Origin of the sequence: Agrobacterium sp. SORGH_AS_0745, assembly GCF_030818995.1 — a bacterium.
GTDB lineage: Bacteria > Pseudomonadota > Alphaproteobacteria > Rhizobiales > Rhizobiaceae > Agrobacterium > Agrobacterium tumefaciens.
In genome coordinates, this window is the sequence record NZ_JAUTBI010000003.1 from 2,580,402 (window position 1) to 2,604,687 (window position 24,286).

Genomic DNA, 24,286 nt, shown 5'->3' on the forward strand with positions numbered 1-24,286 from the left:
GCCCGGAGCGGCAGGTCAGATCAGATCGAGCGTCATAACGACAGGGCAATGGTCGGAAGCCTTGGGGCGGTCCCAGCCGGTGCGCGGATAACGATCCACCTCCTGCCCCGGCGGAAAGACCGTCCTGTAAGGCTGGCCAGCGCGGATGATTTCGGGAACCCTTGTCGCATTGATCTGCGCAAGATGCGGGGAAAGCCAGATATAATCGAGCTGGCAGAGATGCTGTTCCTGTGGCCCGCGCGAATGATAGAGCGTCCAGCGATCCATGACGTCACGGCGCGACATCGGATTGGTCACAAAATCATCCGCCGTGAAGATATCGAGCGCGCTCCGCTCCTCTTCCAACGGCGTAAAGCTGTAGCCGCTGCGCCGGTCGCCGGAAATCGAAATGCGTTCCTGATAATCATTCATGTCGCCGCAGATGGCAAAATTCTTGTTGCGGGTATTGTTTGCGCCCCAGCGGTTTTCGATGATGCGGCGAACGGCCATGGCTTCCGCCTCGCGAATCGGCATGGTGGCGAGCCGGGCATCTATGGCGTCACGGGCATTGGTCATGGATTTGAAATGCGTGACGTAAAGCGTCAGCGGTTTGCCGCCGATCCTCAGATCGATTTCCAGACAATCGCGTTTGAAAATCTTGTCGTCTATCTGGTTGGTCGCGGCAAGTGCGGGATTGAAGAGATCGAGATTGCGGTAGGTTAGCGCGGCGTGGCTCTTGATGTCGATGACCTCGATCTTGTCGCCGTCTCGGGTCTGCTCGCGCATGACGACGGCGACATCGATGCCGCGGCTGTCATTGCCCTCGACCAGATATTTCTGCAGATAGCCGTTGCCGACCATGCGGTAGAGATAGCCATATTCGAAAGCCTGCAGGGCAGCCATGTTGTCGACTTCCTGCAGGCAGAGAATATCGGCATCCGCATCCGCAATGGCCAGCGCCGAAAGTTGCCGCGTATCGTCTGTGGAAGAGACTGCCCGCGCACTTTCCAGCGCCTGATAGGTCGCCTCGTCCCTGATATCGAAAAGCTGGATCGCCCTGTCGCGCCGCGTCTGGTTGCGAAAACCGGTAAAGTCGAAACGAGTGAGAAGATTTTCGATATTGAAGGTGGCGAGCCGAAGCGACATGTTTCATTCCTGTTGCTGGAATGGAAGCTTAGCCGCTCCCGTTCGGTCTCGCCAGTGGCCAGTCGCGTCGATCAGATTCCCTATTCACGATGTCGGATTTTATGTGCCGGGATATTCCCCACCCTCATTCCTGTGCCCGTCACAGGGATGAGGGTGCAAGCAAATGCTAAAGACGCCACGCCGCACGAATCGCAACCGGCAGCTGGTCACCGACCGCAACCGATTCTCGAGAATAAGCCCGAAGCGCCTGCCCGTCCGGCAGGTCGAGACGCAAGGCATAACGCTCGCCCTCGTAGAGAACCGAGGTCACGGTGCAGGTGATTCCATCCGCATCCCGCACCACGTCCTGCGGCCGCACGAGAATATCCGCCCGTGGTAATTGCCCACCGTTATCCATCGCTGTGCGGAGCGCGTCCCAGTCAATATCCCGCGAAGAACCTTCCGGCACCCGCACGGAGAGAATGGCGCCCTGCCCCACCAGCGAGCCGACGAGACGCCCCTCCGGGCGTGCATAAAGCTCGTCGGGCGGCGCGACCTGAAGCAGCTTGCCCTGAGACATGACGGCGACATCGGTTGCCAGCGCCATGGCTTCCGCCTGATCGTGGGTGACATAGATCATCGTCGCGCCGGAGCGGATGTGGAACTCGCGAAAGGTCTCCTCCATCTCCTGCCGCAAATGCCGGTCGAGATTGGCGAGCGGCTCGTCGAGCAGCACCACATCGGGTTCGGTGACGAGGCAGCGAGCCAGCGCCACACGCTGCCGCTGGCCACCGGAAAGCTCGGCGGGACGGCGGTCCGCAAAGCCATCAAGGCGTACGGCTGCCAGCGCTTGGGCCACCTTCTCGCGATATTTCTCGCCGGAAATGCCGCGAACTTTCAGGGGATAGCCGGCATTGTCGGCAACCGACATGTGCGGCCAGAGCGCATAGGACTGGAACACCATCGCCATGTTGCGCCGCTCCGGCGGCACCATGCTGCCTGCATCGGCCAGCACCCGCTCGCCGAGCAGGATGGAGCCATCAGTCGGTTGCTCGAAACCGGCGATCATGCGCAGCACCGTCGTCTTGCCGCAGCCGGAAGGCCCGAGCAACGCGAGGAAACCTCCCTCACGCACCGTGAGCGAGACGTCGTCGACGGCGGGTTTCGACCCGGCTCCAAAGCTTTTCGTCAGACGATTGAGGATCAGTTTCGCCAAGGGACGACTCCTTTCGGCAGATAGCGCCCCAGAATTTCGAGCAGCAGCATGAGGAAAATCACCATGATGACGACAAGCACCGAAAGTGCGGAGGCAAGATCGAAGCTGCCGCTGTCATCGAGGTTATAGATGAGCACACCGAGCGTCTGCGTGCCGGCGGACCAAAGGAGCGCCGAAACCGTCAGCTCATTGCAGGCGATCAGGAAAACGAGGATGACGGAAGCGCCAGCCGCAGGCCCGACCAGCGGCAGGATGATGTCCTTCAACCGCCGCCAGAAACCGGCGCCCGAAAGCCTTGCCGCCTCTTCCAGCGACGGATCGAATTGCAGGAAGGCGCTGACCATCGGTTTGAGGCTGACGGCGAAAAAGGAGGAAAAATAGGCGAGCAGAATGATCCAGATCGTGCCGTAAAGCGTGATGCCGAGCAGCGGAATGGGGGCCGCGAACAACAGGACGAAGGATACGGAAATCACCACACCTGGCAGCGCATAGGGAATATCCACCAGCGCCGACAGCAGGAACATGAAGCGGCTTTTGCCGCGCACCAGGAAATAGGCGGTCAACACCGTCACCGCAAGCAGGCAAAGGGATGTGACCGTCGCCAGAAACAGCGAGTTGCGGAAGGCTGTGCGGGTTACGCTCTGCCGGTAGAGTAGCTCCTCATAGGCGTGCATCGTAGCGGTCTTGAGACTGAGCGGCACGCCATAGGCGGGGGCAAGCGAGCTTGCCACCAGCGCAGCAAGTGGTGCAACCAGCATGAAGAACAGCACGAGCCAAAGGACAAGCTCAGCAACTACACGCCAGCGCGACAGCTTGAAAGTCGCGGCCTTGCCGGAAAGACCGATGATGCGATAGTCCCTGCCCTTCATTGCCCGCTCTTGCAGCGCAAGACCGGCAACGGAGATGATGGCGATCATGGTCGAGAGAATGGCGATATCGCCGAAGGTGCTCGCACCAAAACTGGCGAAGCGGCTGTAGATCAGCGTCGGCAGGGTGAAGATCGAGGCCGGAATACCGAGGATAGCCGGAATACCGAAATTGCCGACATTGGACACAAACGAGATCGCCGCCCCGGCGATCAATCCCGGCGTCGAAAGCGGCAGGATGATATCGAACAGCACGCGGCGAGGCGAAGCACCGGAAAGCTTGGCCGCCTCGATGCCATCTTGCGGCAAGGCCAGCAAACCAGCGCGCAGCGACAGATAGACAAGCGGCGCATGCTGCACGCCGAGCAAAAGCGCGATACCGGCAATGGAATAGAGCGGCTGCGGCGAGCCCATGGGCGGCGCAAGGCCGATGGCCTTCAAAAGCGTGCTCGACGGGCCGGTCATGCCGATCCACGACAGCGCCGTCACCTGCGGCGGGATCATCATAGGCAGCATGAAGAGGAAGCTTAAGATCGACTTGCCGCGTATGTCGCAAAGCGTCAGCGCCAGCGCGAAGCCCCCGCCGATCATGAGTGAAATCAGCATGCCGAAAAACGAGGTGGACAGCGTGTTCAGCGCCGCATCCCAAAGGGCGGGATCAGCCAGCAATCGCCATATGTCACCGTTGAGTGACGAAAGAATGCCGGTATAGGCGAGCCGCCCGAGCGGCAGGGCGCTGAGCGCAAAAACGACGCTCACCACAAAAGGAAACAGCCAGCGCGGCTGGCTGTTTCCATAGGCACTTGATCGGGACATGCCGCTATATCAGCCCTTGGAGCCGAAAATATCGGAGAAGGTCTTCAGATCCTGCTCGGAATTCTTCAGCGCGTCCGCGGCGTTGAGCGGCAGGACTTTGAGCTTGTCGCGGGCGGGGAAACCTTCCGGCATGCCAGCGTCAGCGCGCGCGGGGATGTAGCCGAGCTTGACGAAGCCCTGCTGGCCTTTTTCCGAAAGCACGTAGTCGACGAACTTCTTAGCGGCTTCCTCATGCTTGGTACCCTTGAGGATCGCGACCGGTTCGGTCACGGCCGAAACGCCCTCTTCCGGAAAGACGAACTCCACCGGGGCGCCCTTGGCCTTTTCGCGGATCGGCATGTAGTCGACGACAACGCCGTAAGCCTTCTCACCTGATGCAACCGACTTCAGCACCGCGCCGTTACCGCCGCCGGAAATGGCTTCATTGGCCTTCAGCTGCTTATAATAGTCCCAGCCGAGGCCGTTGGCAGCGGCCAGCGTCTGCGCGTGGATCAGCGCTGCACCAGAGGTCAGCGGGCTCGGCATGGTCACGAGACCCTTGGCTTCCGCCTTGGCAAGATCCTTCCAGCTCGTCGGCTTCATCGCAGCGGCAGTGTTATACATGATGCCGGTGGTGATGAGCTTGGTGGAATAATAATAGCCGTCCGCATCGTAGAGCGAGGCGTCGATGTTCTTCGCTTCCGGGGACTTGTGGGCCATAAGCTGGCCAGCCTGCTTCATGCGCTCGAGTGTGACGGTGTCGGCGATCAAGAGCACGTCGGCAACCGGATTGCCGGCGCTGATCTCAGCCATCAGCTTGGCCATGATCTTCGGCGTTCCATCACGCACCCATTCGACTTCGATACCGGGATTGGCGGCCTTGAAACCATCAACGGTCGCCTGCGCGTCCTCGTTCGGCTGGCTGGTATAAAGCACCAGATCGGCAGCATTGGCAGCGGTGGCGATGAAGCCGAGCGATACGATGGCGGTAAAAGCGGAAAGCAGCGTTTTCATAGGTCGAGTCCCTGTTGTTTCGTGGGACCGCTAAAACATGATTGCATAACATGTATGTGACAGGCAGGATTTTAGGGGTGTGATCTCGGTAGCCAAGGTGGAGACCGGGGCCTACCCCCCTCTGCCCTGCCGGGCATCTCCCCCACGAGGAGGGAGATCGGCAAGACGCTCTTTCGTCACTTAATTTTCGAACGTTGAGATGGGCGAAACCTCACCACGGGTCGATCTCCCCACCTGTGGGGGAGATGTCCGGCAGGACAGAGGGGGGGTAAGCCGCCTCCCCGTCGCTGCCGAAAACCTGGCAACCCTCAAATCGCCGGAACCACTTCGGTCGTCTCCGCCTGCGCCGTCGCGATCAACCGGCCAAGCCGCTTCATGCCTTCCTCGATCATCGCCTCATTGGCGCAGGAGAAGCTGATGCGCAGCGTGTTCGTACCCGAGCCATCCGCAAAGAAGGCGCGACCCGGAACGAAGGCGACCTTTTCCGTTGCGATGGATTTTGCCAGCAATGCGGCGCCATCCATGCCTTCCGGCAGGGTGACCCAGATGAACATGCCGCCTTCCGGCTTGGTCCAGCGCGTGCCCTTCGGCATGTATCTGTCGAGCGCAGCCAGCATCGCATCGCGGCGGGCGCTGTAGGCAGCCTTGATCTTGGCGACCTGCTTGTCGAAGCCGCGCGAAGCGACACGTTCGATGGCGATCTGGTTGATCGTCGAGGAATGCAGGTCTGCGGCCTGCTTCATCAGCACCAGCTTGCGGATAACTGGCGCAGACGCGACGATGTAACCGACGCGAAGGCCGGGTGCGAGCGTCTTGGAAAAGCTGCCGCAATAGATGGTGCGGGTGTTCTCGATGCCGCCCGAGCGGGCAATGTCCAGCGCCATGATCGGCGGAACCGCTTCACCATCATAACGCAGCGACTGATAGGCGGCGTCTTCGATGACGGCGATATCCAGCTCGTCAGCCAGCGCCAGAACCTTTTCGCGGCCGGCAAGATCAACGGTTTCCCCGGTCGGATTGGAGAAATCGGCAGAGAGATAAGCGAACTTCACGGCGCCGCCGAGCTTGGCCGCAGTTTCGCGGTAAGCTTCCGGCGTGCGGTTGCCGCCGGGATTGAGCTGGTCGTAATTCGGCTCATAGGCGTTGAAGGCGGAAAGTGCGCCGAGATAGGTCGGCCAAGTTACCAGCGCGGTATCCTTCGGCGACAGGAACAGCTTGCCGAGGTAGTCGAGACCCTGCTGCGAACCGGAAACGATGAAGACGTTGTCGGCAGTGCATTCGATGCCGATCTCGGCCATTTCGCCCGCCAGCCATTCGCGCAGCGGCTTGTAACCTTCGCTCACCGAATATTGCAGCGCCGAGTTAACCTGCGAACCCGAAAAAATTTCCGCATAAGCCTGCTGGAACTCCTCTGCGGGGAAAAGAGCCGGGTCCGGAATACCGCCGGCAAAGGAGATGATATCGGGCTGCTCGAGCAGCTTCAGCAGCTCGCGGATTTCAGACGCTTTCATGCGCGACGAGCGCGTGGCGAAAATTTGTTCCCAATCAAGCATGGGTACGTTTCCTCTTGTGTCGTTTTTATGCGTGCATCTTTACAGAAATGTCGATACGTCAGCAATACTGACTTATCAGTTTTTCGAATTATTTCTGCCTCCCTGCACGTTACCCGCATTTGGGCCCGCCTTTGGCGGACAAAGCCAAATACACCCTTGCGCAAAGCTTCACAATCTTCCGTTTGCGATTGACGCGGCAAGGTTTTCCGGCTGGATTGCGGCCACGCGCCGCGACACGGCGAAAGCATCATGGGAGTTTGACGACATGCTGAAAAATATCGACCTGGCGCTGAATGCCGATGTCCTTCACGCGCTACGCGCCATGGGTCACGGCGATACGCTGGTGATTTCCGACACCAACTTCCCTTCCGATTCGGTGGCTCGCCAGACAACGGTCGGCAAGGTGCTGCGCATGGACAACATTTCCGCCGCCCGCGCCATGCAGGCGATTCTCTCGGTGCTGCCACTCGACACGCCGCTGCAGCCTTCGGTCGGACGCATGGAAGTGATGGGCGCACCGGACCAGCTGGAACCCGTACAGGTCGAAGTGCAGAAGGAAATAGACGCGGCGGAGGGAAAATCCACCCCCATGTATGGTATCGAACGCTTCGCCTTCTATGAACAGGCTAAAAAAGCATATTGCGTCATCACAACAGGTGAGACCCGTTTTTACGGCTGCTTCCTGCTGACGAAGGGCGTCATCCCTCCGGGCAAGTAAGATCGAACGGCAAAATGGGTCGTGTGCTAAACCCGTCATGACAATTTCAAGTTGTTGTGGCAAAAACTTCCACTAGGTTTTGTAAAACCAACCGGAGGTGTGAGGTATCATGACCCAATATGTCCTGGCGTTCTGGAATGTCGAAAACCTGTTTGCGCCGGAGGGTTATCCAGCGCGCGAACCTTGGATTGCCGAGCGGCTGAAGAACGATCTCAAAGGCTGGACCGAAGATCTGTTCAAGACCAAGCTCAGGCAACTCGGTTTGATCATAAGACAGATCGGCGGCGCCGGGCCGGATCTGCTCGGCGTGTGCGAAGTCGAGAACCGTTTCGTTCTGGAGACGCTTGCGGAACATCTGAACGACCTCATGCCTGAGCGCGCCTACCGTGTGGTGCATGCAGATTCCAGCAAGGACCAGCGCGGCATCGATACGGCCTTCATCTATGACAGCAAGAAGCTACTGATCAACGAAACCGAGATTTTCAGCCATTTCGTGATGCGCCGCACCGGTACCCGCGACATTACCCAATGCACCTTCATCACCAAGGGCGGACGCCAGCTTATCGCCCTTTCCAATCACTGGCCGTCGCGCTCCGGCGGCGCGGTGGAAAGCGCCGGTTTTCGCATGACCGCCGGTGAGACGCTTGGCTACTGGCACCAGCGGATCAGGGAAGAAAAAGGAAACGACATCGCCGTCGTCGCCTTCGGCGATTTCAACGACGACCCTTCCGATGCATCGCTGCGCTATCACGCCAATTCCACCCGCGAGCGCGACGATGTCGAAAGCTCGCAATCGGCAATGTTCTACAATCTCACCTGGAACTACCTGCGCCAGCAGGTAGTGGATTCAGTCGGTACGGCAAGAACGATCTATGGCACGCTCTATTTCAACGGCGACGCCAATATCTTCGACCAGATCCTCGTCTCAAGATCGCTTCTGACCGGGAGCAGCGGCTTCGCGGTGCGCGAGGAAACCGCGAAAATTGAAGCCATTGCCGCCATGGTCAGCCACAGCAAGAATGAGGGGCCGATCCGCTTCGGCCTGTCGAAAGGCGATGCAGTCAAAAACGTCAATCTCGGTGGTTTCTCCGATCACTTTCCCGTATCGGTCATTATCGAGGAAGCCGACGCCATCGTGTGATCCTAGCCAGGCGCAATGCAGAAAGGCCGGAGCTCTCGCCCCGGCCTTCCAATATTCTGTCAGCAATGAAGCTTAGTTGACAGCCTTGTCGACCAGCTTGTTCTTGCCGATCCAGGGCATCATGCCGCGCAGCTTTGCGCCGACTTCTTCGATCTGGTGGGCGTCGTTGTTGCGACGGATGCCCTTGAAGCGTGCGCCGCCAGCCTTCCATTCCTGCATCCACTCGGTCGTGAACTTGCCGGTCTGGATGTCGTGAAGAACGCGCTTCATTTCAGCCTTGGTGTCAGCGGTGATGATGCGAGGACCGGTGACGTATTCGCCCCACTCGGCCGTGTTGGAGATCGAGTAGTTCATGTTGGCGATGCCGCCTTCATAGATCAGGTCAACGATCAGCTTCACTTCGTGCAGGCATTCGAAATAGGCCATTTCCGGTGCGTAACCGGCTTCGACCAGGGTTTCGAAACCGGCGCGGATGAGTTCTACGAGACCGCCGCACAGAACGACCTGTTCGCCGAAGAGGTCGGTTTCGCACTCTTCCTTGAAGTTGGTTTCGATGATGCCCGAACGGCCGCCGCCAACGCCGCAGGCGTAGGAGAGAGCGAGTTCAAGTGCGTTGCCGGAAGCGTTCTGGTGAACGGCAACGAGGCAGGGCACGCCGCCGCCCTTCTGGTATTCGCCGCGAACCGTGTGGCCGGGGCCCTTCGGTGCGATCATGACGACGTCGAGCGAAGCCTTCGGCTCGATGAGGCCGAAGTGAACGTTGAGGCCGTGTGCGAAAGCAATCGCCGCACCGTCACGGATGTTGCCGGCAATGTCGGCCTTGTAGATGTCGGCCTGCAATTCGTCAGGCGTCGCCATCATCAAAAGGTCGCCCCACTTGGCGGCTTCGGCAACGGTCATGACCTTGAAGCCGTCGGCTTCCGCCTTCTTGACGGTCGGCGAACCGGCCTTCAGAGCAATGACGACGTTCTTGGCGCCGGAATCCTTGAGGTTCAGCGCATGGGCGCGGCCCTGGGAACCGTAGCCGACGATGACGACATTCTTGGACTTGATGAGATTGAGATCCGCATCACGATCATAATAAACGCGCATTTTATGGTCCTTCCCTAATGCTTGTCTCTGTGTGAACCGGAACCTCAGGCGACCTTGCCGCCCAGTTCCGAATGTACCTTTTCCGTGCCGTAGAGTGTTAGAAAGGCGACCACCGCCTTCTTTGCCCGGGCGGAAAAATCCTTGTCAGGCGCCTCGCCCAGCAGCATGCGCACATGCAGATCCGAAACGATGAGGCCGTAAAAACTGCGATACGCCTCTTCGGCGTCATCGAAACGCAGGTAACCCGAACGGCGACCCGCCTCGATCAACCCGCGGGCGCGGCGGTCGATCTGGCGACGGCCACGTTCCAGAAGAAGATCGCCAAGCTTGGAACCATCACGGCTCGCCTGCCCTATCGCCAGACGGTTGAGCGCCAACGACACATCGCCCGCCAGCACATCAAGCAGATCATGTGCGAAAACCTCGAGATGATCGGCAAGCTGCGGCGCAGACACGCGGTCGCCCGCCTTCTCGAAGGTGCGAACCTTGCTCTGCTGGAAGGTGATCATCGCAGCCAGCAGGCCGTCCCGGTCGCCAAACCATTTGTAGAGGCTTTCCTTGGAACAGTTGGCCGCGCGCGCAAGACCAGAGGTCGTCAGCGCTTTCTCGCCACCCTCGACCAGAAGACGCAATGCCTGATCCAGAACGGCGTTCTGGCGCGGCGAAAATTCCTGCGCTGTGATCGGGTCGGAGGCCACTTATTTCCACTCCAGAGGCTCGATTAATGTACCGTACGGTACGGTTCGAGCGCCATTTAAGCGGAGGCAGCTTGCCCGTCAAGCGCTTTCTTCACAGTGATGTACGAATTGACGCGATGCGGCAGCAGGATGCGCCGCACCATAATGCCGCTTTATCCGGACGCGCTTATCTCACGCGAGGCGTCGACGTCGCGTGAGGGCGACATCCCGTAAAAGCGGCTGTATTCCCGGCTGAACTGCGAAGGGCTCTGGTAACCGACACGATGGCCGGCCGTGCCTGCATCCAAGCGCTCCAGCAGCATCAGCCGGCGCGCCTCATGCAGCCGCAGCTGCTTCTGGTACTGAATGGGGGTCATGGCCGTGATCGTCTTGAAATGGTGATGGAAAGACGACACGCTCATGCCGATATGCTCCGCAAGTTCCTCGATACGCAGCTGGCGCGCGAAATTCTCGCGCAGCCAGGCGATGGCGCGGGCAATCCGATTGCCGTGGCTTCCGGCAGCGACGATGTTCATCAGCTGCCCACCCGCTGGTCCCGTCAGGATTCGATAGAGGATTTCCTGCTCGATCAGCGGAGCCATGGCCGCAATATCCGCCGGGCGGTCAAGCAGGCGCATCAGCCGGATGGCCGCATCAAGCAGCTCCGGTGTGGCGGCGTTCACCACGATGCCGCGCTGGCCGCTTACCGGCTCCTGAGGCCGCTCGATCGGCATGCGGCTCATAAGGTCGAGCAGCTTTTCGCTGTCGATCGCAAGCCCGATGCAAAAATGCGGTACTTCCTCGCTCGCTTCCACCACACGCCAGGCAACCGGCAGGTCGAGCGAGGTCAGAAGATAGTCGCCGGCCCCGTAATTGATGGTGTCCGTTCCCAGCTGAACGCTTTTCGACCCCTGGATCACCATTGCCAAACAGGGACGATAGCTGCCGTGGCACGGCGCGCTGGGTGTGGACCGGCGGCTGATGCCGAGGGTTTCGATTGCCGTCTGGACCTCGCCATCGCGGGTGGCATGCCGTGCGGCGATGGAGGCGATCTCCTGATAGAGATTGAACGGCATGGTCATCTGGGAAACCCTTTAGGGAAGGAAGCAGCGTGTCTGTTTGCATTATCTAGAAAGCCGGGCCAGTTTCCGCAAATAGCCCACCGCAATTTTTTGCAGGATCGTGCAAAAAGCTCGGAGGATCGCTCTAACGCCGCGGCACCCTTCCATTGCATATTCCGCCGTCCCCAACTCCCGAAAGGATATTCAGATGGCCATTGCAAGAGGTTATGCTGCGACCGATGCGTCGAAGCCGCTTACCCCGTTCACCTTCGAACGCCGCGAGCCTAACGATGACGACGTTGTCATCGATATCAAATATGCCGGCATCTGCCACTCGGACATCCACACCGTCCGCAACGAATGGAAGAATGCCGTCTTCCCGATCGTTCCCGGCCATGAGATTGCCGGTGTCGTGAAGGCCGTCGGCTCCAAGGTCACGAAATTCAAGGTCGGCGATCATGTCGGCGTTGGCTGTTTCGTCGATTCCTGCGTCGGCTGCGCCACCCGCGACCTCGACAACGAACACTACATGCCCGGCCTCGTCCAGACCTATAACGATGTTGATCCAAATACGAAGACAGCCACCCATGGCGGTTATTCCGACTCGATCGTCGTCAAGGAAGGTTATGTCCTGTCGATCCCGGACAACCTGCCGCTCGACGCTTCCGCGCCGCTTCTATGCGCAGGCATCACGCTCTACTCGCCGCTGCGCCGCTGGAACGCCGGTCCCGGTCAGAAGGTCGCAATCGTCGGCATGGGTGGTCTTGGCCACATGGGCGTCAAGCTCGGCGCTGCCATGGGCGCGGATGTCACAGTTCTTTCCCAGACCCTGTCGAAGAAGGAAGACGGACTGAAGCTCGGCGCGAAGGAATATTACGCCACCAGCGACGCCTCGACCTTCGAAAAGCTGGCCGGCACCTTCGACCTGATCATCTGCACGGCAGGTGTCGCAATCGACTGGAACGCCTATCTCGGCCTCCTGAAGCCCAAGGGCAGCATGGTCGTGGTCGGTGCACCGGAACATGCGATCCCGGTCCACGCCTTCTCGCTCATCATCGGTGCGAAGAGCCTCTCCGGCTCGATGATCGGCTCGATCAAGGAAACCCAGGAAATGCTGGATTTCTGCGGCGAGCATGACATCGTCTCGGAGATCGAAACGATCAACATCCAGGATGTCAACGAAGCCTATGAGCGCGTGCTGAAGAGCGACGTTCGCTACCGCTTCGTCATCGACATGGCATCGCTCGACGCTTGAGCCCTGGATTGGCACAAGCTCGCCACATCCGCACTCCGTCACCCCGCACTTAATACGGCGTAACGGAGGAATGGTTTGGCGCACTGACCATAAGCAAGCGCGGGAAGCCAATGCTTCCCGCGCTTTCCTTTATCCGCCCTGCCCTCAGGCCTCGTCCTTCAACGTCTCTTTCTGGGTGATCAGCCGCGCGCTGTGCTGGCCGCTGAGGTAAATCCACAGCCAGCTCCACGCCACGGCCAGCCGCGAGCGCGTTCCGATCAGGAAATAGATATGGGCAAGCCCCCAGATCCACCATGCAAGCACGCCCTTGAGCTTGAACTTGCCGAAATCGATCACCGCCGCGCGTTTGCCGATGGTCGCCAGATTACCCTGATGGCTGTAGCGGAACGGCGCGGGCTCCGGCTCTCCGGATAGCCGCGCCTTGATGACCTTTGCCACATGGGCGCCCTGCTGCTTGGCTGCAGGCGCAATGCCCGGCACCGGTTTGCCGTTTTCCTGATTGACGGCGGCCGTATCGCCGATGACGAAGATATTGGGGTCGTCTTCCAGATTGAGATGCGGCCCGACGAGAGCGCGTCCCGCCCTGTCGGCAGCGGCATTCAGCCACTTTGCAGCGGGAGACGCCTGCACGCCGGCGGCCCAGACCACTGTGCGGCACGGATAAAAGGTCTCACCCACCGTCACGCCCTCATCGGTGCAGGCCGTCACCGGTGTGCCGAGCAGAACCTCGACGCCGAGCTTTTCAAGCGCCTGCTTGGCATAGGCCGAAAGATCGTCCGTAAAAACCGGCAGAACGCGCGGACCTGCCTCGACAAGCAGCACGCGGCTCTTTCTGGTATCCACATTGCGGAATTCCGGCGGCAGCGCCTTGTGGGCAAGCTCGGCGATCATGCCCGCCATTTCCACGCCCGTCGGGCCTGCCCCGATGATGACGAAGGTCAGTTGCGCCTGCCGTTCCTCTTCGCTGCTGGCAAGTTCCGCGCGCTCGAAAGCCAGAAGCAGGCGGCGGCGGATCGTCGTTGCATCCTCGAGCGTCTTGAGGCCGGGAGCGGCACGCTCCCATTCGTCACGGCCGAAATAGGCATGACGGGCGCCGGTGGCCAGCACCAGCGTATCGAAGCCGATGACCTGACCGGAACTCAGATGCACGGTGCGCGCGTCACGGTCTACGCCGTTCACTTCCGCAAGCAGCGTCGTCACTTCCTTGCGGTCTCGGTAAAGATGGCGGATCGGCCAGGCGATTTCGGATGTCGCAAGAGCCGTCGTCGCAACCTGATAAAGCAATGGCTGAAATAGATGATGGTTGCGGCGGTCAATCAATGTGATGCGGACAGGGGCCCCCTCCAGCCCGTGTACCATTTGTAAGCCGCCGAAGCCTCCACCCACGACGACAACGTGATGTTCTTGCATGTGTCTCTGCCTTTAAAAGCTCGCGCACGGAGCATGCGCAAGCAGATTATAGGCAAAAAAAATGACTTTGGTTATGAAATAGCCTGACCGCAGGCGCGACAAAAACGCCGGACTGTTTCAGCCATACCATATTCCAGCGCATCCGCCGTCAACCCGTGACCGATGGAGACCTCTGCGAGATAAGGTATGCGTTTCATAAGCTTGGGCAGGTTTGCTACAGTCAGGTCGTGCCCGGCATTGACGGCAAGCCCGAGCGCTGCGGCGTAATCCGCCGTCTGTCCGAGTTTTTCCAGAAGCGCGTCACCCTTTTGCGGATCGTCAAAACAGCCGCCATAGGGACCGGTATAGAGCTCGATGCGGGCAGCACCCGTCTCAGCCGCCAGCTCCACCGCTTCGCGCTCGCCGTCACCATCGGCAAAAAGCGAAACCCGCATACCGCCAGCCTTAAGGCGCCCAACGGCTTCTCTCAGGAAAACCGCGTGCTTGCGGAAATCCCAGCCATGGTCTGATGTCGCCTGCGACGGATCGTCGGGCACCAGCGTCACCTGCTCAGGCTGGGTCTGTTCGCACAGAACGAGAAAATCCTCGGTCGGATAACCTTCGATGTTGAATTCCGCGCTTGGGAAACTGTCATCGATGAGCGCACGCAGCACCGGCAAGTCCGAAAAGCGGATATGGCGCTGGTCCGGCCGAGGGTGTACAGTCAGCCCGCTAGCACCCGCAGCGAGTGCAATATGCCCGAAATGCGCGACATCCGGCCATGGGAGATCGCGACGGTTGCGCAGCATGGCAATTGCGTTCAGATTGACGGAAAGTTTTGCGGGCATGACATCGAGGCTCCGGTTCGGAATTGACATCCTGTTTCACGCAGGTTGACGCCGACCGCAAGGAGGCCGATAAAATTTTTTAAGGATACGGGAACGAAAGCAGGCAATACAGGTTACGGTTCTCATGCAGCATCGGCAAAATGTCTTGATCAGAAGACAGGTCTGCGGTGGGGAACAAGTAACGAATGCCATAAAAAGCAGGCACACTGTCAAAACGCGCGAAGGGGGAAACGATGCAGAATGGCAGGATGCCGTTTGAACACGGCGACGAGGACAAACCCAATCTAAGGATCAGCAGCTTTTTACCGGATATAAGCCTGCCCTCCTCCCTGCCCGCCGAACCGGTTCCCATCGCCGACATGGCCAACATTTTCGGCGTAACGCACCGGACCCTGCATTTCTACGAAGAAAAGGCGCTGCTGACCTCGAAACGCATTGGCCAGATGCGGGTTTATTCCCACCGCAACGTGCAACGCATGGCGGTGATAAATGTCTGTCGCGAAGTCGGCATTTCCGTCGCAGCCATTACAGACATCATGGAAAAACTTGCCCGCTCTCTCTCGCAGGAAGAAGCGGACGAGATATTCCACTCCGCGCTGCGGCAGCGAAAAAGAGAACTGACCGCGGAACGCTCCACGCTTCAGCGCCAGGCCCAGCAGATCGAGGAACTGCTCGCCACCGATAACGATACTGATGGCCTCGACGCCGCTGAGCGGGGACCGGGCAAGGATATCGCGCTGACAGACAACGAGCGAAAATGCCTGGAACTGATGGCGGAGGGGTACGCCCCGGTAAGGCTCGCGCGCGCTCTCGGCCTTTCAGGTAACGACCTCAACGAACTGGAGGCGAAGATTATCGGCAAGTTCAGTGCCAGCAACCGCTTTCAGGCGGTTGCCAAAGCGGTTCTGCTGGGTGTCATCCGCGCCTGACAAGGCATTTCCACGAAAACTTCACAGCGGTTTTCCGTCCGGACAATGCGCAGAAAAAAGAAATGGAGCATTGAAGGTGTCCCGCTATTCACCGGAAATGCTCTATCTCAGCGAACGATTGTGAGTGTTTCTGCGGCGCGGGTGATGGCGGTGTAAAGCCACCGCTCGCGCGAATCGCGGAAGGCATAGCTCTCGTCAAAGAGAACCACATTGTTCCACTGCGAACCCTGCGCCTTGTGCACGGTCAGCGCATAGCCGAAATCGAACTCGTCATAACGCTTGCGGGTGGTCCACGGAATTTCCGTTTCCACATCCTCGAAAGCCGCCTTCAGCAATTTGATCTTGGCCGCGCCGCGATCCATATCGTCGTCTTCAGGCCGGATCATCAGGTTGATGCCGGGTTTCACCGTCTCGCGCGACGAACTCATGACCTGCCAGAGAGAGCCGTTCAGCAGGCCCTTGGCCGGATCGTTCCTCAAGCAAACCAGCTTGTCGCCGGATTGCGGATAATCGGCCGTAAAGCCCTTCAGCTCGCGAAGCCGCTGGTTATAACGGCGGCGCGTGCGATTTGTGCCGACGAGCACCTGATCGGCATCGAGCACGAGCGACTGTGTCACCTCGGACTTGGAAATCACCTGCGCTGCACCGTAATCGCCACGCATGATCTCGCGGCCTTCCCGCACATCCATGGCAAGATGGATGATGGGATTGTCCTTGGCCTGCCGATGGATTTCGGAGAGCAGGTAATCCGGCTCCTGCTCCGTGAAGAAGCCACCGCCTGAAACCGGCGGCAACTGCCCGGGATCGCCGAGTACCAGGATAGGAGTGCCGAAGCTCATCAGATCCTTGCCGAGCTGCTCATCCACCATTGAACATTCATCGATGATGATGAGTGCCGCCTTGGCTAGCGGGCTCTGGCGGTTGATGGAAAACATTGGCGCGACCGAGGTCTTGCCCGTCTCCTCGTCTTCCACGGTCTCTTCGCCGCGCGGGCGGTAGATCAGCGAATGGATGGTGCGGGCATTGGTCGCCCCGCGCGAGCGCAGCACCTGCGCCGCCTTGCCGGTGAAGGCCGCAAACAGCACTTCGCCATCGACATTTTCCGCGAAATGTTTGGCAAGCGTTGTCTTGCCGGTTCCGGCATAACCGAACAACCGAAAAACCGGCGTCCGGCCTTCCTTCAGCCAGCGGGAAACAGCCTTGAGCGCTTCGTCCTGTTGCGGTGAAAATAACATGCGCCCTCATCGCAGGATTCGAGCACCGTGCGCAACAGAAAAAGAACGAAAGATGAATCACACCATCAGAATGCGGCAATAAAACACGGCTGGTTTTTAAACCATGGCGGGTATCATGCCGCGCATGAAGATATTGATTCTGGGCGCAACGGGTTTCATCGGTTCCGAAGTGATCCGCAGCCTTCACGACAAAGGTCACACGGTTACTGGGCTGGCTCGCACCATTGCGCGAGCTAAAGATAAATGGCCTTTCGCCAGCTGGGTTCCGGCCGATCTCTCGCGTATGACCAGCGCTGCCGACTGGGCGGCACTCGTTAGCGACCATGACGCCATCGTCAATTGCGCAGGTGCGCTTCAGGACGGCCTATCGGATGATCTTGCCGCGACGCAGGAAAAAGCGATGCTCGCGCTCTACCAGGCAGCGGTAAATGCGGGCGGCAAGCTGGTGATCCAGATATCGGCCCGCACTTCCGGAGCCGCTTCCCAACTGCCCTTCCTCGCAACCAAACGCCGCGCCGATGTGGCACTTGCCGCAAGCGGTCTGCGCTTTGTCATTCTCCGCCCCGCACTGGTTGTCGGCCGCAACGCCCATGGCGGCACAGCACTCGTGCGCGCGCTTGCAGGCTTCCCTTTCGCTGTGCCGCTCGTAAACGGCAAGATGCCTGTACAGACCGTCGCAGTCGAAGATGTCGCGTTGGCAGTCAGCGCGGCAATAGATGGCGAAATCCCGTCAGGTAGCGATATCGAGCTGGCAGCAAACGAAACGCTGACGTTGCAAGGCGTGGTCGCTGCGCACCGGCAATGGCTCGGCCTCACCCCTGCTCCCGCGTTAAATCTTCCGGCTGCCTTCATGCGCCCCGTCGCCCTCACGGCGGATATTGCGGGAAAGCTCGGCTGGCGGTCGCCGTTGCGCTCAACCGCCATGACGGTGATGTCGGAAGGTATCGTGACGGAGAACAGCGCGCCAAAAGCGACGACGTCGCTCAAGAGCTTGAGGGACACGCTGGCGGCTCACCCTTCCGGCGTGCAGGACCTGTGGTTTGCCAGATCATATCTGCTCAAACCCGTCCTCATTCTCTGCCTGTCGCTGTTCTGGTTATTGTCCGGCCTCGTACCGCTGCTTGATATCGACAGCTCGGCGGCGCATTTCCTGCCCTTCATGCCGCAAGTGCCGGCCGTCGCCCTCACACTCGCCACCTGCCTCATCGATATCGCCCTAGGCGTCACCGTCCTGATAAGACCGCTTGCCAGAAAAGCACTCGTCGCCATGCTCCTGGTCACCGCCGCCTATCTGACTGGTGGCAGTCTGCTGGAGCCGGGTCTGTGGCTCGATCCGCTCGGCCCCCTCGTCAAGGTCCTGCCCTCCATCGCCCTGACACTTGTCACCCTTGCCACATTGGATGAACGCTGATGACACCTGAAGACCTTCTGCGGCTCGCCCATGTCATCGGCGCAACCGTGCTGTTCGGCACCGGGGCTGGCATAGCGTTTTTCATGGTGATGGCGCGGCGGACGGCAAACCCGGCGCTGATCGCCCATGTTTCGGGCACGGTCGTCATCGCCGACACCATCTTCACCGCCACGGCGGCGATCATCCAGCCGGTCACCGGTTATTTTCTGGCGCGCATCATCGGCTGGCCGCTGAGCGAAGGCTGGATCGCCCTTTCGCTCTGCCTTTATGTCTTCACCGGCATTTTCTGGCTGCCGGTGGTGTGGATCCAGATCAAACTGCGCGACATCGCCCGCGATTGTGTCGCTGCGGACGAGGCCCTGCCGCCGCAATGGTTCCGTCTCTACCGCATCTGGTTTGCCTGCGGTTTTCCGGCTTTCTTCGCGGTTCTCGGCATCATCTGGCTGATGCTGACCAAGCCGGATATTGCCCTGTTCGGTTGATGCGCCTCAATTGATCGCCTGTCTTTCGACAAGCTGCGCCAGTTGCTCGGCAACCGTGTTCGAGCCGTCGAAAAATCCCATCTCCGCGTGCTTGTCGCGATCCCCAGGGTTTCTATGCATGGCATAGGCCACATACTCCATGCCTTCAGGATGATCGCGAAAACTCATCACCGCGGTGAGGAATGGGCGCGCGGACGGGCGAAAGCCTGCCGTCAACGCGTCGGTGAAGACCAGACGCTCCTCATGATCCACCGCCAGGAAACAACCGCTTATGTGATCGCCAAATGCCTTCCCGTCTTCGCTGTAGCGGGTCTCGAAAGCGCCGCCGGGGAAAAGCTCCATTTTCTCGACACGGCATTTGCCGGGATGCGGCACCCACCACTGTTCGAGGCTGTTTTTGTCGACCCAGGCGTTCCAGACCAGATGGCGCGGCGCCCTGATGATCCTTGAAATCTTCAGATCGAGATCGGGATTGAAAGTGTCGGTCATTTGTCATTCTCCCCTTTATCGGAGGTTCTGTCCTGTTGCGCCATGACGAACTGTTCAAGCCGGTCCGTCCGGCCTTCCCAGATGGCATGCTGTTGCGAAAGCCAGCCCTCGATCATTGAAAACCGTTGTTTCTCCAGCGAGCAGAACCGCACCCGGCCCTGCTTGCGCGTCACGATCAACCCCGCTCCTTCCAGCTGGCGGATATGTTTCATGAACGACGGCAGGGCCATGGCGAAAGGTTCGGCAAGCGTGCCGACGCTCGCATCCCCGCTGCCCAACCGCAAAAGCACGGCCCGTCGTGTCGGATCGGCAAGGGACTGGAAGATATCGTCAAGTGGCACTGAATAGTTATCCATAAGACTAACTATCACAGCGAAAAACTTAGCTCAACGGATAAGTTTAAAAATCGCACCGGCGGAGGGAATAAAGCAGTGACCTGCGGTGTCTTTTGATGTGCTGGCGGCAGAAGCCGCCCGAACCAAGGAGGATATGTCCATGAAAATCCGCTTTATCGTTCCCGCCCTCGTTCTGGCATTTGCCGGAACGGCCTATGCGGCACCCGCGGTCGAAACGGTCAAGACCGCCAAAGGCAATGTGCTTGCGGGCGAAAAAGGCATGACGCTCTACACTTTCAAGAATGACAAGAAGGGCGTATCCAATTGTTATGACAAGTGCGCCACCAACTGGCCGCCGTTCTTCGCGGCTACTGGCGACAAGGCCGAAGGCGCCTATTCCGTCGTGACGCGCAAGGACGGCAAGATGCAGTGGGCAAAGGACGGCATGCCGCTCTACTACTGGGCCAAGGACATGAAAAAAGGCGATGCAACCGGCGACGGTATGAACGGTGTATGGGATGCCGCAAAACCATGATGGCATGAATGGCAAGACGCGGGGGAGCCTCTCCCCCGCAGCCGGCTCCTTCGAGGCGGAGATGCTGGCGCTGATACCCATGCTGCGGCGTTATTCCCGCAGCCTTTCCCACTCCGACGCCGATGGCGAGGACCTTTTGCAGGACTGCGTGGAAAAGGCGCTGACCAACAAGAGGCAATGGCACGGAACGGCTTTGAAATCATGGGCTTACGCGATAATGACGAATCTTTATCGCAACCGCCACCGCGCCGCGAAACGTCACCCGTCCGAAAGTCTCGACGGCCATGAAAGCTTGGCCGTTGCCGACACACTCGGCGACACGCTGGAAAACGATAGGCTGCACGTCGCGCTCGGGCTGCTTTCGCCAGAGATGCGGGCGGTGCTGATGCTGGTGACTGTGGAAGGCTACAGCTATCAGGAGGCAGCCGAGACATTGTCGATCCCGGTGGGTACCGTCATGTCCAGACTTTCCCGCGCCCGCGAAACCCTGCGCCAGCACCTGGCGGCGGACAATATCATTCCCCTGCGGAGACCACGATGAAAAGGCCCGATGCCATTACCGAAGACGATCTGCACGCTTATGTCGATGGGCTTTTGTCCGACGACGACCGCGCGGCTGTCGAGGCCTGGCTGACCGAAAGGCCGCAGGAGCGGGAGCGTGTGGAAGACTGGAAAAAACAGGCTGAAACCCTGCGAGCCGCATTCGCCGCCTATGCCGCCGAACATCCGCACGACACCGCGATGCTTGCCGAAAGAAAACAGGCACCCGCGTGGCGGCTGAAACCGGTTCTTCTGCGAACGGCAGCTGTGTTGCTGATCTTCGCGGCAGGTGCCGCAGCCGGAAGGCTTGTGCCGCCGCCGCTCGCCACGCCGCAGGACGTGGTTCTGGCATCGCTGACGACTGACATTCCCGCGCAGGCGAAATCGGCCTATCTCATCTATGCAAGCGAGGTGCGCCACCCCGTTGAAGTTGGAGCCGAACAGCAGCAGCACCTTGCAACATGGCTCGGCAAAAGGCTCGGTTATCCCTTCGCCATCCCCGATCTTTCCAAGATCGGATTTGATCTCGTCGGCGGGCGCCTGATCCCCGTCAGCGGCAAGCCAGGGGCGATGCTGATGTATCAGGACAAGACCGGCCGCCGGGTAACGGTGCTGGTCGGCCACAACGAGGAAAACCGCACCACCAGCTTCCGCATGGCGAGCGCCGATGGCGTCGAGACCTTTTACTGGATCGACAACGAACTCGGCTATGCGGTTTCTGCCGAACTGACGCGCGCCGAGGTGCAGAAGATCGCCGAGGAATGTTACCGCCAGTTCCCTGCGTAGAATAACCTATACCCCCACCCCACATCCATGCGACAGGCACAGGGATGACGAAGGGAGAACACCTATTTCAACATCGGCCAGAGGCTGACGACGAGAAGGACGGCCATGGTGATGTTGAACCATTTGAGCCGCACGGGAACGGAAAGCCAGTCGCGCAGGGCCGAGCCGAAGCCCGCCCAGGTCGAAACGCTGGGAAGATTGACTGCGGCGAAAACCACGCCGACGATCAAAACGGTGACGAGATATTGCCGCTCATCCGTATAGGTCGCCATCGCGGTCACGGCCATTACCCAAGCCTTGGGATTGACCCACTGAAAGGCTGCGGCGGCAAGAAAGCTCATCGGCACCGATGCGGCAGCACCCTCATTCAGGCTGCGGGACGTGCCGATCTTCCACGCGATCCAGACGAGATAAAGTCCGCCCGCGAATTTCAGCACGGTATAGAGCAAGGGCACGGAGTGCAGCAGCGCGCCAAGCCCAAATCCGACGCCGATCAGCAATGACAGGAACCCCGCCCCGATGCCCAGCATATGCGGGATCGTGCGGCGGAAACCGAAATTCACGCCGGAGGCAAAAAGCATCATATTGTTCGGGCCGGGCGTAATGGAGGTTGTGAAGGCAAACAGCACCAGCGCAACGAGGGTTTCGACAGTCATGATCTCTCCTGTGAAAAGACCCTATCCGCCGAACCACCATCAAACCAGTCCGATCAACCGATAGGCGTAGTCAAATTTTTTGATGGATCGATCCTTTCCATGCCGGGTTTGAGAAGTCGGAACAAAGGGCTATTCTCCGTCAACAACCGCTGGAGCGAACCGATGTATGACGACATTCCTTCCGTCACCCTGCCATCCGGAAAAGAGATACCAGCCCTTGGCCTCGGCACCTGGAACATGGGCGAGATGAGATCATCGGCTCCGCAGGAAGTCGAGAGCATTCGCAAGGCGATCGATCTCGGCATGACGCTGATCGACACGGCCGAAATGTATGCAGACGGCCGATCCGAAGAGGTGGTGGGCACGGCGATTGCCGGCCGGCGCGACGAGGTGTTTCTGGTCAGCAAGGTCTATCCCTGGAACGCCAGCGCCCGAGGCACGATTGAGGCCTGCGAGCACAGCCTCGCAAGGCTCGGCACCGACCGGCTCGATCTCTATCTGCTGCATTGGCGTGGTGATCACCCGCTGGAAGAAACGGTGGCCGCTTTCGAAAAGCTGAAAAAAGCCGGCAAGATCGGCGACTGGGGCGTCTCGAATTTCGACACCGACGACATGGAGGAGCTTTTCGCTGTTCCCGACGGTAAGAATTGCGCCGCAAATCAGGTGCTCTACAATCTCTCCCGGCGCGGACCGGAATTTTCGCTTCTGCCCTGGTGTCAGTGGCACAGCGTGCCGCTGATGGCCTATTCACCAATCGAACAGGGGCGTATCCTCAACAACCACGAACTCATCCGCATCGCCAAGGCCTATCAGGCTACGCCTGCGCAACTGGCACTGGCCTTTCTTCTGGAAAGAGAAGGCGTTATCGCCATTCCAAAATCCGCCAGCGCCGCACGGGTGGAGGAGAACCGAGGTGCCACCGATCTCGAAATCACCGATGAGGACTGGGCCGCACTGGATGCCGCCTTCCCTCCACCGACACGCAAGACGGCGCTGGAAATGCTGTGATTTAACAAAGCATTAAGATGTTTTTCGGAATCAGGCACTCAAGCAATTGAATCGAAATGTGAGCCCTGCGAACTGATGCTTTGGGCTGCAACATTTCAATACAATAACGGCGCAGCGAACCGCGCCGTCAGTCTCCCAGACATGCTGCACCCAGTTACGGTATGCGGCGCTCATATTCCTCTTTAAGCCCCAGCCAGCTATCCCAGAAAGGCCCCGGCTCCTTTTCCTGAAGACGGGCGGCGAGAATGTCGAGATGCGCATGCCAGCCGGCGCTGACATTGAGCTTGGTCGTGCGATCCGCAAGCCGGCGGTGAACCAGTGTCAGAAGCACATCCTTGCCCAGAGCCTGAAGCTCGATCGACACCTCTGCGCTCTCACCCCAGGTGAAGACGAGGCGATGCGGCGCAACGACGGTGATGATGCGTGAGGTCATCCTGTTCTCTTCGGAAAAACCTTCCGGGCGGCTGCCCGGCGGGTCGGAAAGCTCGTCGTTGCGCCAGACGAGTTCAAATGGTGCGTCGGGCGCGAGCCGCATCTCGCCGGACGCCAGCCACCGGCGGCGAAGTTCGCTCTGTGTCAGATAGGCCCAGACCCGCTCGATTGGTCCCGGCAGGAGCCGTTCTATCTTCAGGGTTGTCGGCTCGACGAGCCGGCCATAGGCGTCAGGCATTGCAATATCAGCCATTGTCATTTCCTCCATCTGCAGGGGATTTTCCCTGATCATCCTCCCTGAGCATCTGCTCAAGAATATCGAGGCGGCTGTTCCAGAACTGCCGGTAGAAATCCAGCCATTCATGCGCCTCTGCCAACCGTTCCGGCGCAAGGCGGCAGACATGGGTACGCCCCCTTACCTCACGGCGGATAAGCCCGGCGTTTTCCAGCGCCTTGATGTGCTTGGATGCCGCAGCCAGCGATATGTCGAACGGCTCGGCCAGCTGGCTCACCGTTCGCTCGCCACGGGATAGATCGCGCAGCATCGTGCGCCGCGTCGCATCGCCAAGGGCATGAAAGACAGTGTCGAGATGTGGAACAGATAATTCAACCATGTTGTTGAATATAGGCCACCAGACTAAAAAGTCAACCATATGGTTGAATATCAATTCGCCGGAGCGCAGCCCATAAAAAAACCCGCGGCGAACCGCGGGCTTGGT

26 protein-coding genes are annotated in these 24,286 nt (G+C 59.4%); 10 read left to right on the forward strand and 16 right to left on the reverse strand.

Annotated features, from left to right (window positions below; genetic code table 11):
* Positions 1–15: 15 nt before the first annotated feature.
* The 5 genes from QE432_RS22430 to QE432_RS22450 all read right to left on the reverse strand — a co-directional run bounded on the left by QE432_RS22430 (position 16) and on the right by QE432_RS22450 (position 6,548).
* Positions 16–1,125 carry an endonuclease/exonuclease/phosphatase family protein gene (locus tag QE432_RS22430; protein ID WP_111783527.1) on the reverse strand — a complete coding sequence of 370 codons (1,110 nt, stop codon included), beginning with the start codon at positions 1,123–1,125 and terminating at the stop codon, positions 16–18.
* A 166-nt stretch (positions 1,126–1,291) separates the two neighbouring features.
* Positions 1,292–2,320, reverse strand: coding sequence for an ABC transporter ATP-binding protein (locus QE432_RS22435; RefSeq protein WP_306625785.1), 1,029 nt, complete (start codon positions 2,318–2,320; stop codon positions 1,292–1,294).
* A complete protein-coding gene (locus tag QE432_RS22440) occupies positions 2,308–4,002 on the reverse strand; it encodes an ABC transporter permease (RefSeq protein ID WP_065659225.1) in 1,695 nt (564 codons plus the stop codon). The genes QE432_RS22435 and QE432_RS22440 overlap by 13 nt, the downstream gene beginning before the upstream one ends.
* Before the next feature lie 9 nt (positions 4,003–4,011).
* A complete protein-coding gene (locus tag QE432_RS22445) occupies positions 4,012–4,995 on the reverse strand; it encodes an ABC transporter substrate-binding protein (RefSeq protein ID WP_013636459.1) in 984 nt (327 codons plus the stop codon).
* A 308-nt stretch (positions 4,996–5,303) separates the two neighbouring features.
* Positions 5,304–6,548, reverse strand: coding sequence for an aminotransferase-like domain-containing protein (locus QE432_RS22450; protein ID WP_025593984.1), 1,245 nt, complete (start codon positions 6,546–6,548; stop codon positions 5,304–5,306).
* A 265-nt stretch (positions 6,549–6,813) separates the two neighbouring features.
* Here QE432_RS22450 and QE432_RS22455 point away from each other — a divergent pair, with 265 nt between their 5' ends.
* Together QE432_RS22455 and QE432_RS22460 are read left to right on the forward strand one after the other, a co-directional pair.
* Positions 6,814–7,266: an RbsD/FucU family protein gene (locus QE432_RS22455; RefSeq protein WP_306627115.1), complete on the forward strand. Its 453-nt coding sequence runs from the start codon at positions 6,814–6,816 to the stop codon at positions 7,264–7,266.
* A gap of 109 nt (positions 7,267–7,375) precedes the next feature.
* Entirely contained in the window at positions 7,376–8,407 is a 1,032-nt protein-coding gene (locus QE432_RS22460; RefSeq protein WP_019565331.1) for an endonuclease/exonuclease/phosphatase family protein, read from the forward strand.
* Positions 8,408–8,479: 72 nt separating this feature from the next.
* Here QE432_RS22460 and ilvC read toward each other — a convergent pair whose 3' ends face one another.
* From ilvC to QE432_RS22475, 3 genes are all read right to left on the reverse strand, one after another.
* Complete coding sequence (ilvC, locus tag QE432_RS22465; RefSeq protein WP_003507583.1) at positions 8,480–9,499, reverse strand: ketol-acid reductoisomerase; 1,020 nt, start codon at positions 9,497–9,499, stop codon at positions 8,480–8,482.
* A gap of 44 nt (positions 9,500–9,543) precedes the next feature.
* On the reverse strand, positions 9,544–10,197 hold the full coding sequence (locus tag QE432_RS22470; RefSeq protein WP_003513063.1) for a TetR/AcrR family transcriptional regulator: 654 nt from the start codon (positions 10,195–10,197) through the stop codon (positions 9,544–9,546).
* Between the two features lie 152 nt (positions 10,198–10,349).
* Complete coding sequence (locus QE432_RS22475) at positions 10,350–11,258, reverse strand: AraC family transcriptional regulator (protein ID WP_038491507.1); 909 nt, start codon at positions 11,256–11,258, stop codon at positions 10,350–10,352.
* 187 nt (positions 11,259–11,445) lie between these two features.
* Between QE432_RS22475 and QE432_RS22480 the strand changes: the two genes are divergently transcribed.
* The gene (locus tag QE432_RS22480) at positions 11,446–12,492 is read left to right on the forward strand and encodes an NAD(P)-dependent alcohol dehydrogenase (RefSeq protein ID WP_003513067.1); all 1,047 of its coding nucleotides are present in this window, start codon (positions 11,446–11,448) and stop codon (positions 12,490–12,492) included.
* A gap of 144 nt (positions 12,493–12,636) precedes the next feature.
* Here the strand turns inward: QE432_RS22480 and QE432_RS22485 are convergent, their stop codons facing one another.
* Complete coding sequence (locus QE432_RS22485; RefSeq protein ID WP_080798232.1) at positions 12,637–13,902, reverse strand: NAD(P)/FAD-dependent oxidoreductase; 1,266 nt, start codon at positions 13,900–13,902, stop codon at positions 12,637–12,639.
* 71 nt (positions 13,903–13,973) lie between these two features.
* Positions 13,974–14,729 carry a pyridoxine 5'-phosphate synthase gene (locus tag QE432_RS22490; protein ID WP_003513071.1) on the reverse strand — a complete coding sequence of 252 codons (756 nt, stop codon included), beginning with the start codon at positions 14,727–14,729 and terminating at the stop codon, positions 13,974–13,976.
* 233 nt (positions 14,730–14,962) lie between these two features.
* Here QE432_RS22490 and QE432_RS22495 point away from each other — a divergent pair, with 233 nt between their 5' ends.
* Positions 14,963–15,658, forward strand: a complete 696-nt coding sequence (locus tag QE432_RS22495; protein WP_003513073.1) for a MerR family transcriptional regulator — start codon at positions 14,963–14,965, stop codon at positions 15,656–15,658.
* 107 nt (positions 15,659–15,765) lie between these two features.
* On the opposite strand, the gene QE432_RS22500 is transcribed toward QE432_RS22495, so the two are convergent.
* The gene (locus QE432_RS22500; protein WP_003513075.1) at positions 15,766–16,893 is read right to left on the reverse strand and encodes an ATP-dependent DNA helicase; all 1,128 of its coding nucleotides are present in this window, start codon (positions 16,891–16,893) and stop codon (positions 15,766–15,768) included.
* A 124-nt stretch (positions 16,894–17,017) separates the two neighbouring features.
* On the opposite strand from QE432_RS22500, the gene QE432_RS22505 reads away from it, so the two are divergent.
* Both QE432_RS22505 and QE432_RS22510 read left to right on the forward strand, forming a co-directional pair.
* The gene (locus QE432_RS22505; RefSeq protein WP_306625792.1) at positions 17,018–18,304 is read left to right on the forward strand and encodes an SDR family oxidoreductase; all 1,287 of its coding nucleotides are present in this window, start codon (positions 17,018–17,020) and stop codon (positions 18,302–18,304) included.
* Positions 18,304–18,786, forward strand: a complete 483-nt coding sequence (locus tag QE432_RS22510; RefSeq protein ID WP_003513079.1) for a DUF2269 family protein — start codon at positions 18,304–18,306, stop codon at positions 18,784–18,786. The genes QE432_RS22505 and QE432_RS22510 overlap by 1 nt, the downstream gene beginning before the upstream one ends.
* A 6-nt stretch (positions 18,787–18,792) precedes the next feature.
* Here the strand turns inward: QE432_RS22510 and QE432_RS22515 are convergent, their stop codons facing one another.
* Complete coding sequence (locus QE432_RS22515) at positions 18,793–19,275, reverse strand: SRPBCC family protein (protein ID WP_306625794.1); 483 nt, start codon at positions 19,273–19,275, stop codon at positions 18,793–18,795.
* Positions 19,272–19,631 (reverse strand): ArsR/SmtB family transcription factor, encoded by a 360-nt coding sequence (locus QE432_RS22520; protein ID WP_025593992.1) that lies wholly within the window; start codon positions 19,629–19,631, stop codon positions 19,272–19,274. The genes QE432_RS22515 and QE432_RS22520 overlap by 4 nt, the downstream gene beginning before the upstream one ends.
* A 133-nt stretch (positions 19,632–19,764) precedes the next feature.
* Between QE432_RS22520 and QE432_RS22525 the strand changes: the two genes are divergently transcribed.
* Genes QE432_RS22525 through QE432_RS22535 form a run of 3 tightly spaced genes read left to right on the forward strand, consistent with a single transcriptional unit; the run spans position 19,765 to position 21,471 of the window.
* A complete protein-coding gene (locus tag QE432_RS22525; protein WP_080580913.1) occupies positions 19,765–20,145 on the forward strand; it encodes a COG4315 family predicted lipoprotein in 381 nt (126 codons plus the stop codon).
* A complete protein-coding gene (locus tag QE432_RS22530) occupies positions 20,129–20,686 on the forward strand; it encodes an RNA polymerase sigma factor (protein WP_162693181.1) in 558 nt (185 codons plus the stop codon). The genes QE432_RS22525 and QE432_RS22530 overlap by 17 nt, the downstream gene beginning before the upstream one ends.
* Positions 20,683–21,471, forward strand: a complete 789-nt coding sequence (locus tag QE432_RS22535) for an anti-sigma factor family protein (protein WP_019565321.1) — start codon at positions 20,683–20,685, stop codon at positions 21,469–21,471. Before QE432_RS22530 ends, QE432_RS22535 begins: the two co-directional genes overlap by 4 nt.
* A 62-nt stretch (positions 21,472–21,533) precedes the next feature.
* Here the strand turns inward: QE432_RS22535 and QE432_RS22540 are convergent, their stop codons facing one another.
* The gene (locus tag QE432_RS22540; RefSeq protein WP_013636470.1) at positions 21,534–22,127 is read right to left on the reverse strand and encodes a LysE family translocator; all 594 of its coding nucleotides are present in this window, start codon (positions 22,125–22,127) and stop codon (positions 21,534–21,536) included.
* Between the two features lie 162 nt (positions 22,128–22,289).
* Between QE432_RS22540 and QE432_RS22545 the strand changes: the two genes are divergently transcribed.
* Positions 22,290–23,135 carry an aldo/keto reductase gene (locus QE432_RS22545; protein ID WP_306625799.1) on the forward strand — a complete coding sequence of 282 codons (846 nt, stop codon included), beginning with the start codon at positions 22,290–22,292 and terminating at the stop codon, positions 23,133–23,135.
* A gap of 154 nt (positions 23,136–23,289) precedes the next feature.
* Here QE432_RS22545 and QE432_RS22550 read toward each other — a convergent pair whose 3' ends face one another.
* Both QE432_RS22550 and QE432_RS22555 read right to left on the reverse strand, forming a co-directional pair.
* Positions 23,290–23,820 (reverse strand): SRPBCC family protein, encoded by a 531-nt coding sequence (locus QE432_RS22550; protein WP_003513094.1) that lies wholly within the window; start codon positions 23,818–23,820, stop codon positions 23,290–23,292.
* Positions 23,813–24,181: an ArsR/SmtB family transcription factor gene (locus tag QE432_RS22555; protein WP_003513097.1), complete on the reverse strand. Its 369-nt coding sequence runs from the start codon at positions 24,179–24,181 to the stop codon at positions 23,813–23,815. The genes QE432_RS22550 and QE432_RS22555 overlap by 8 nt, the downstream gene beginning before the upstream one ends.
* Positions 24,182–24,286 lie beyond the last annotated feature (105 nt).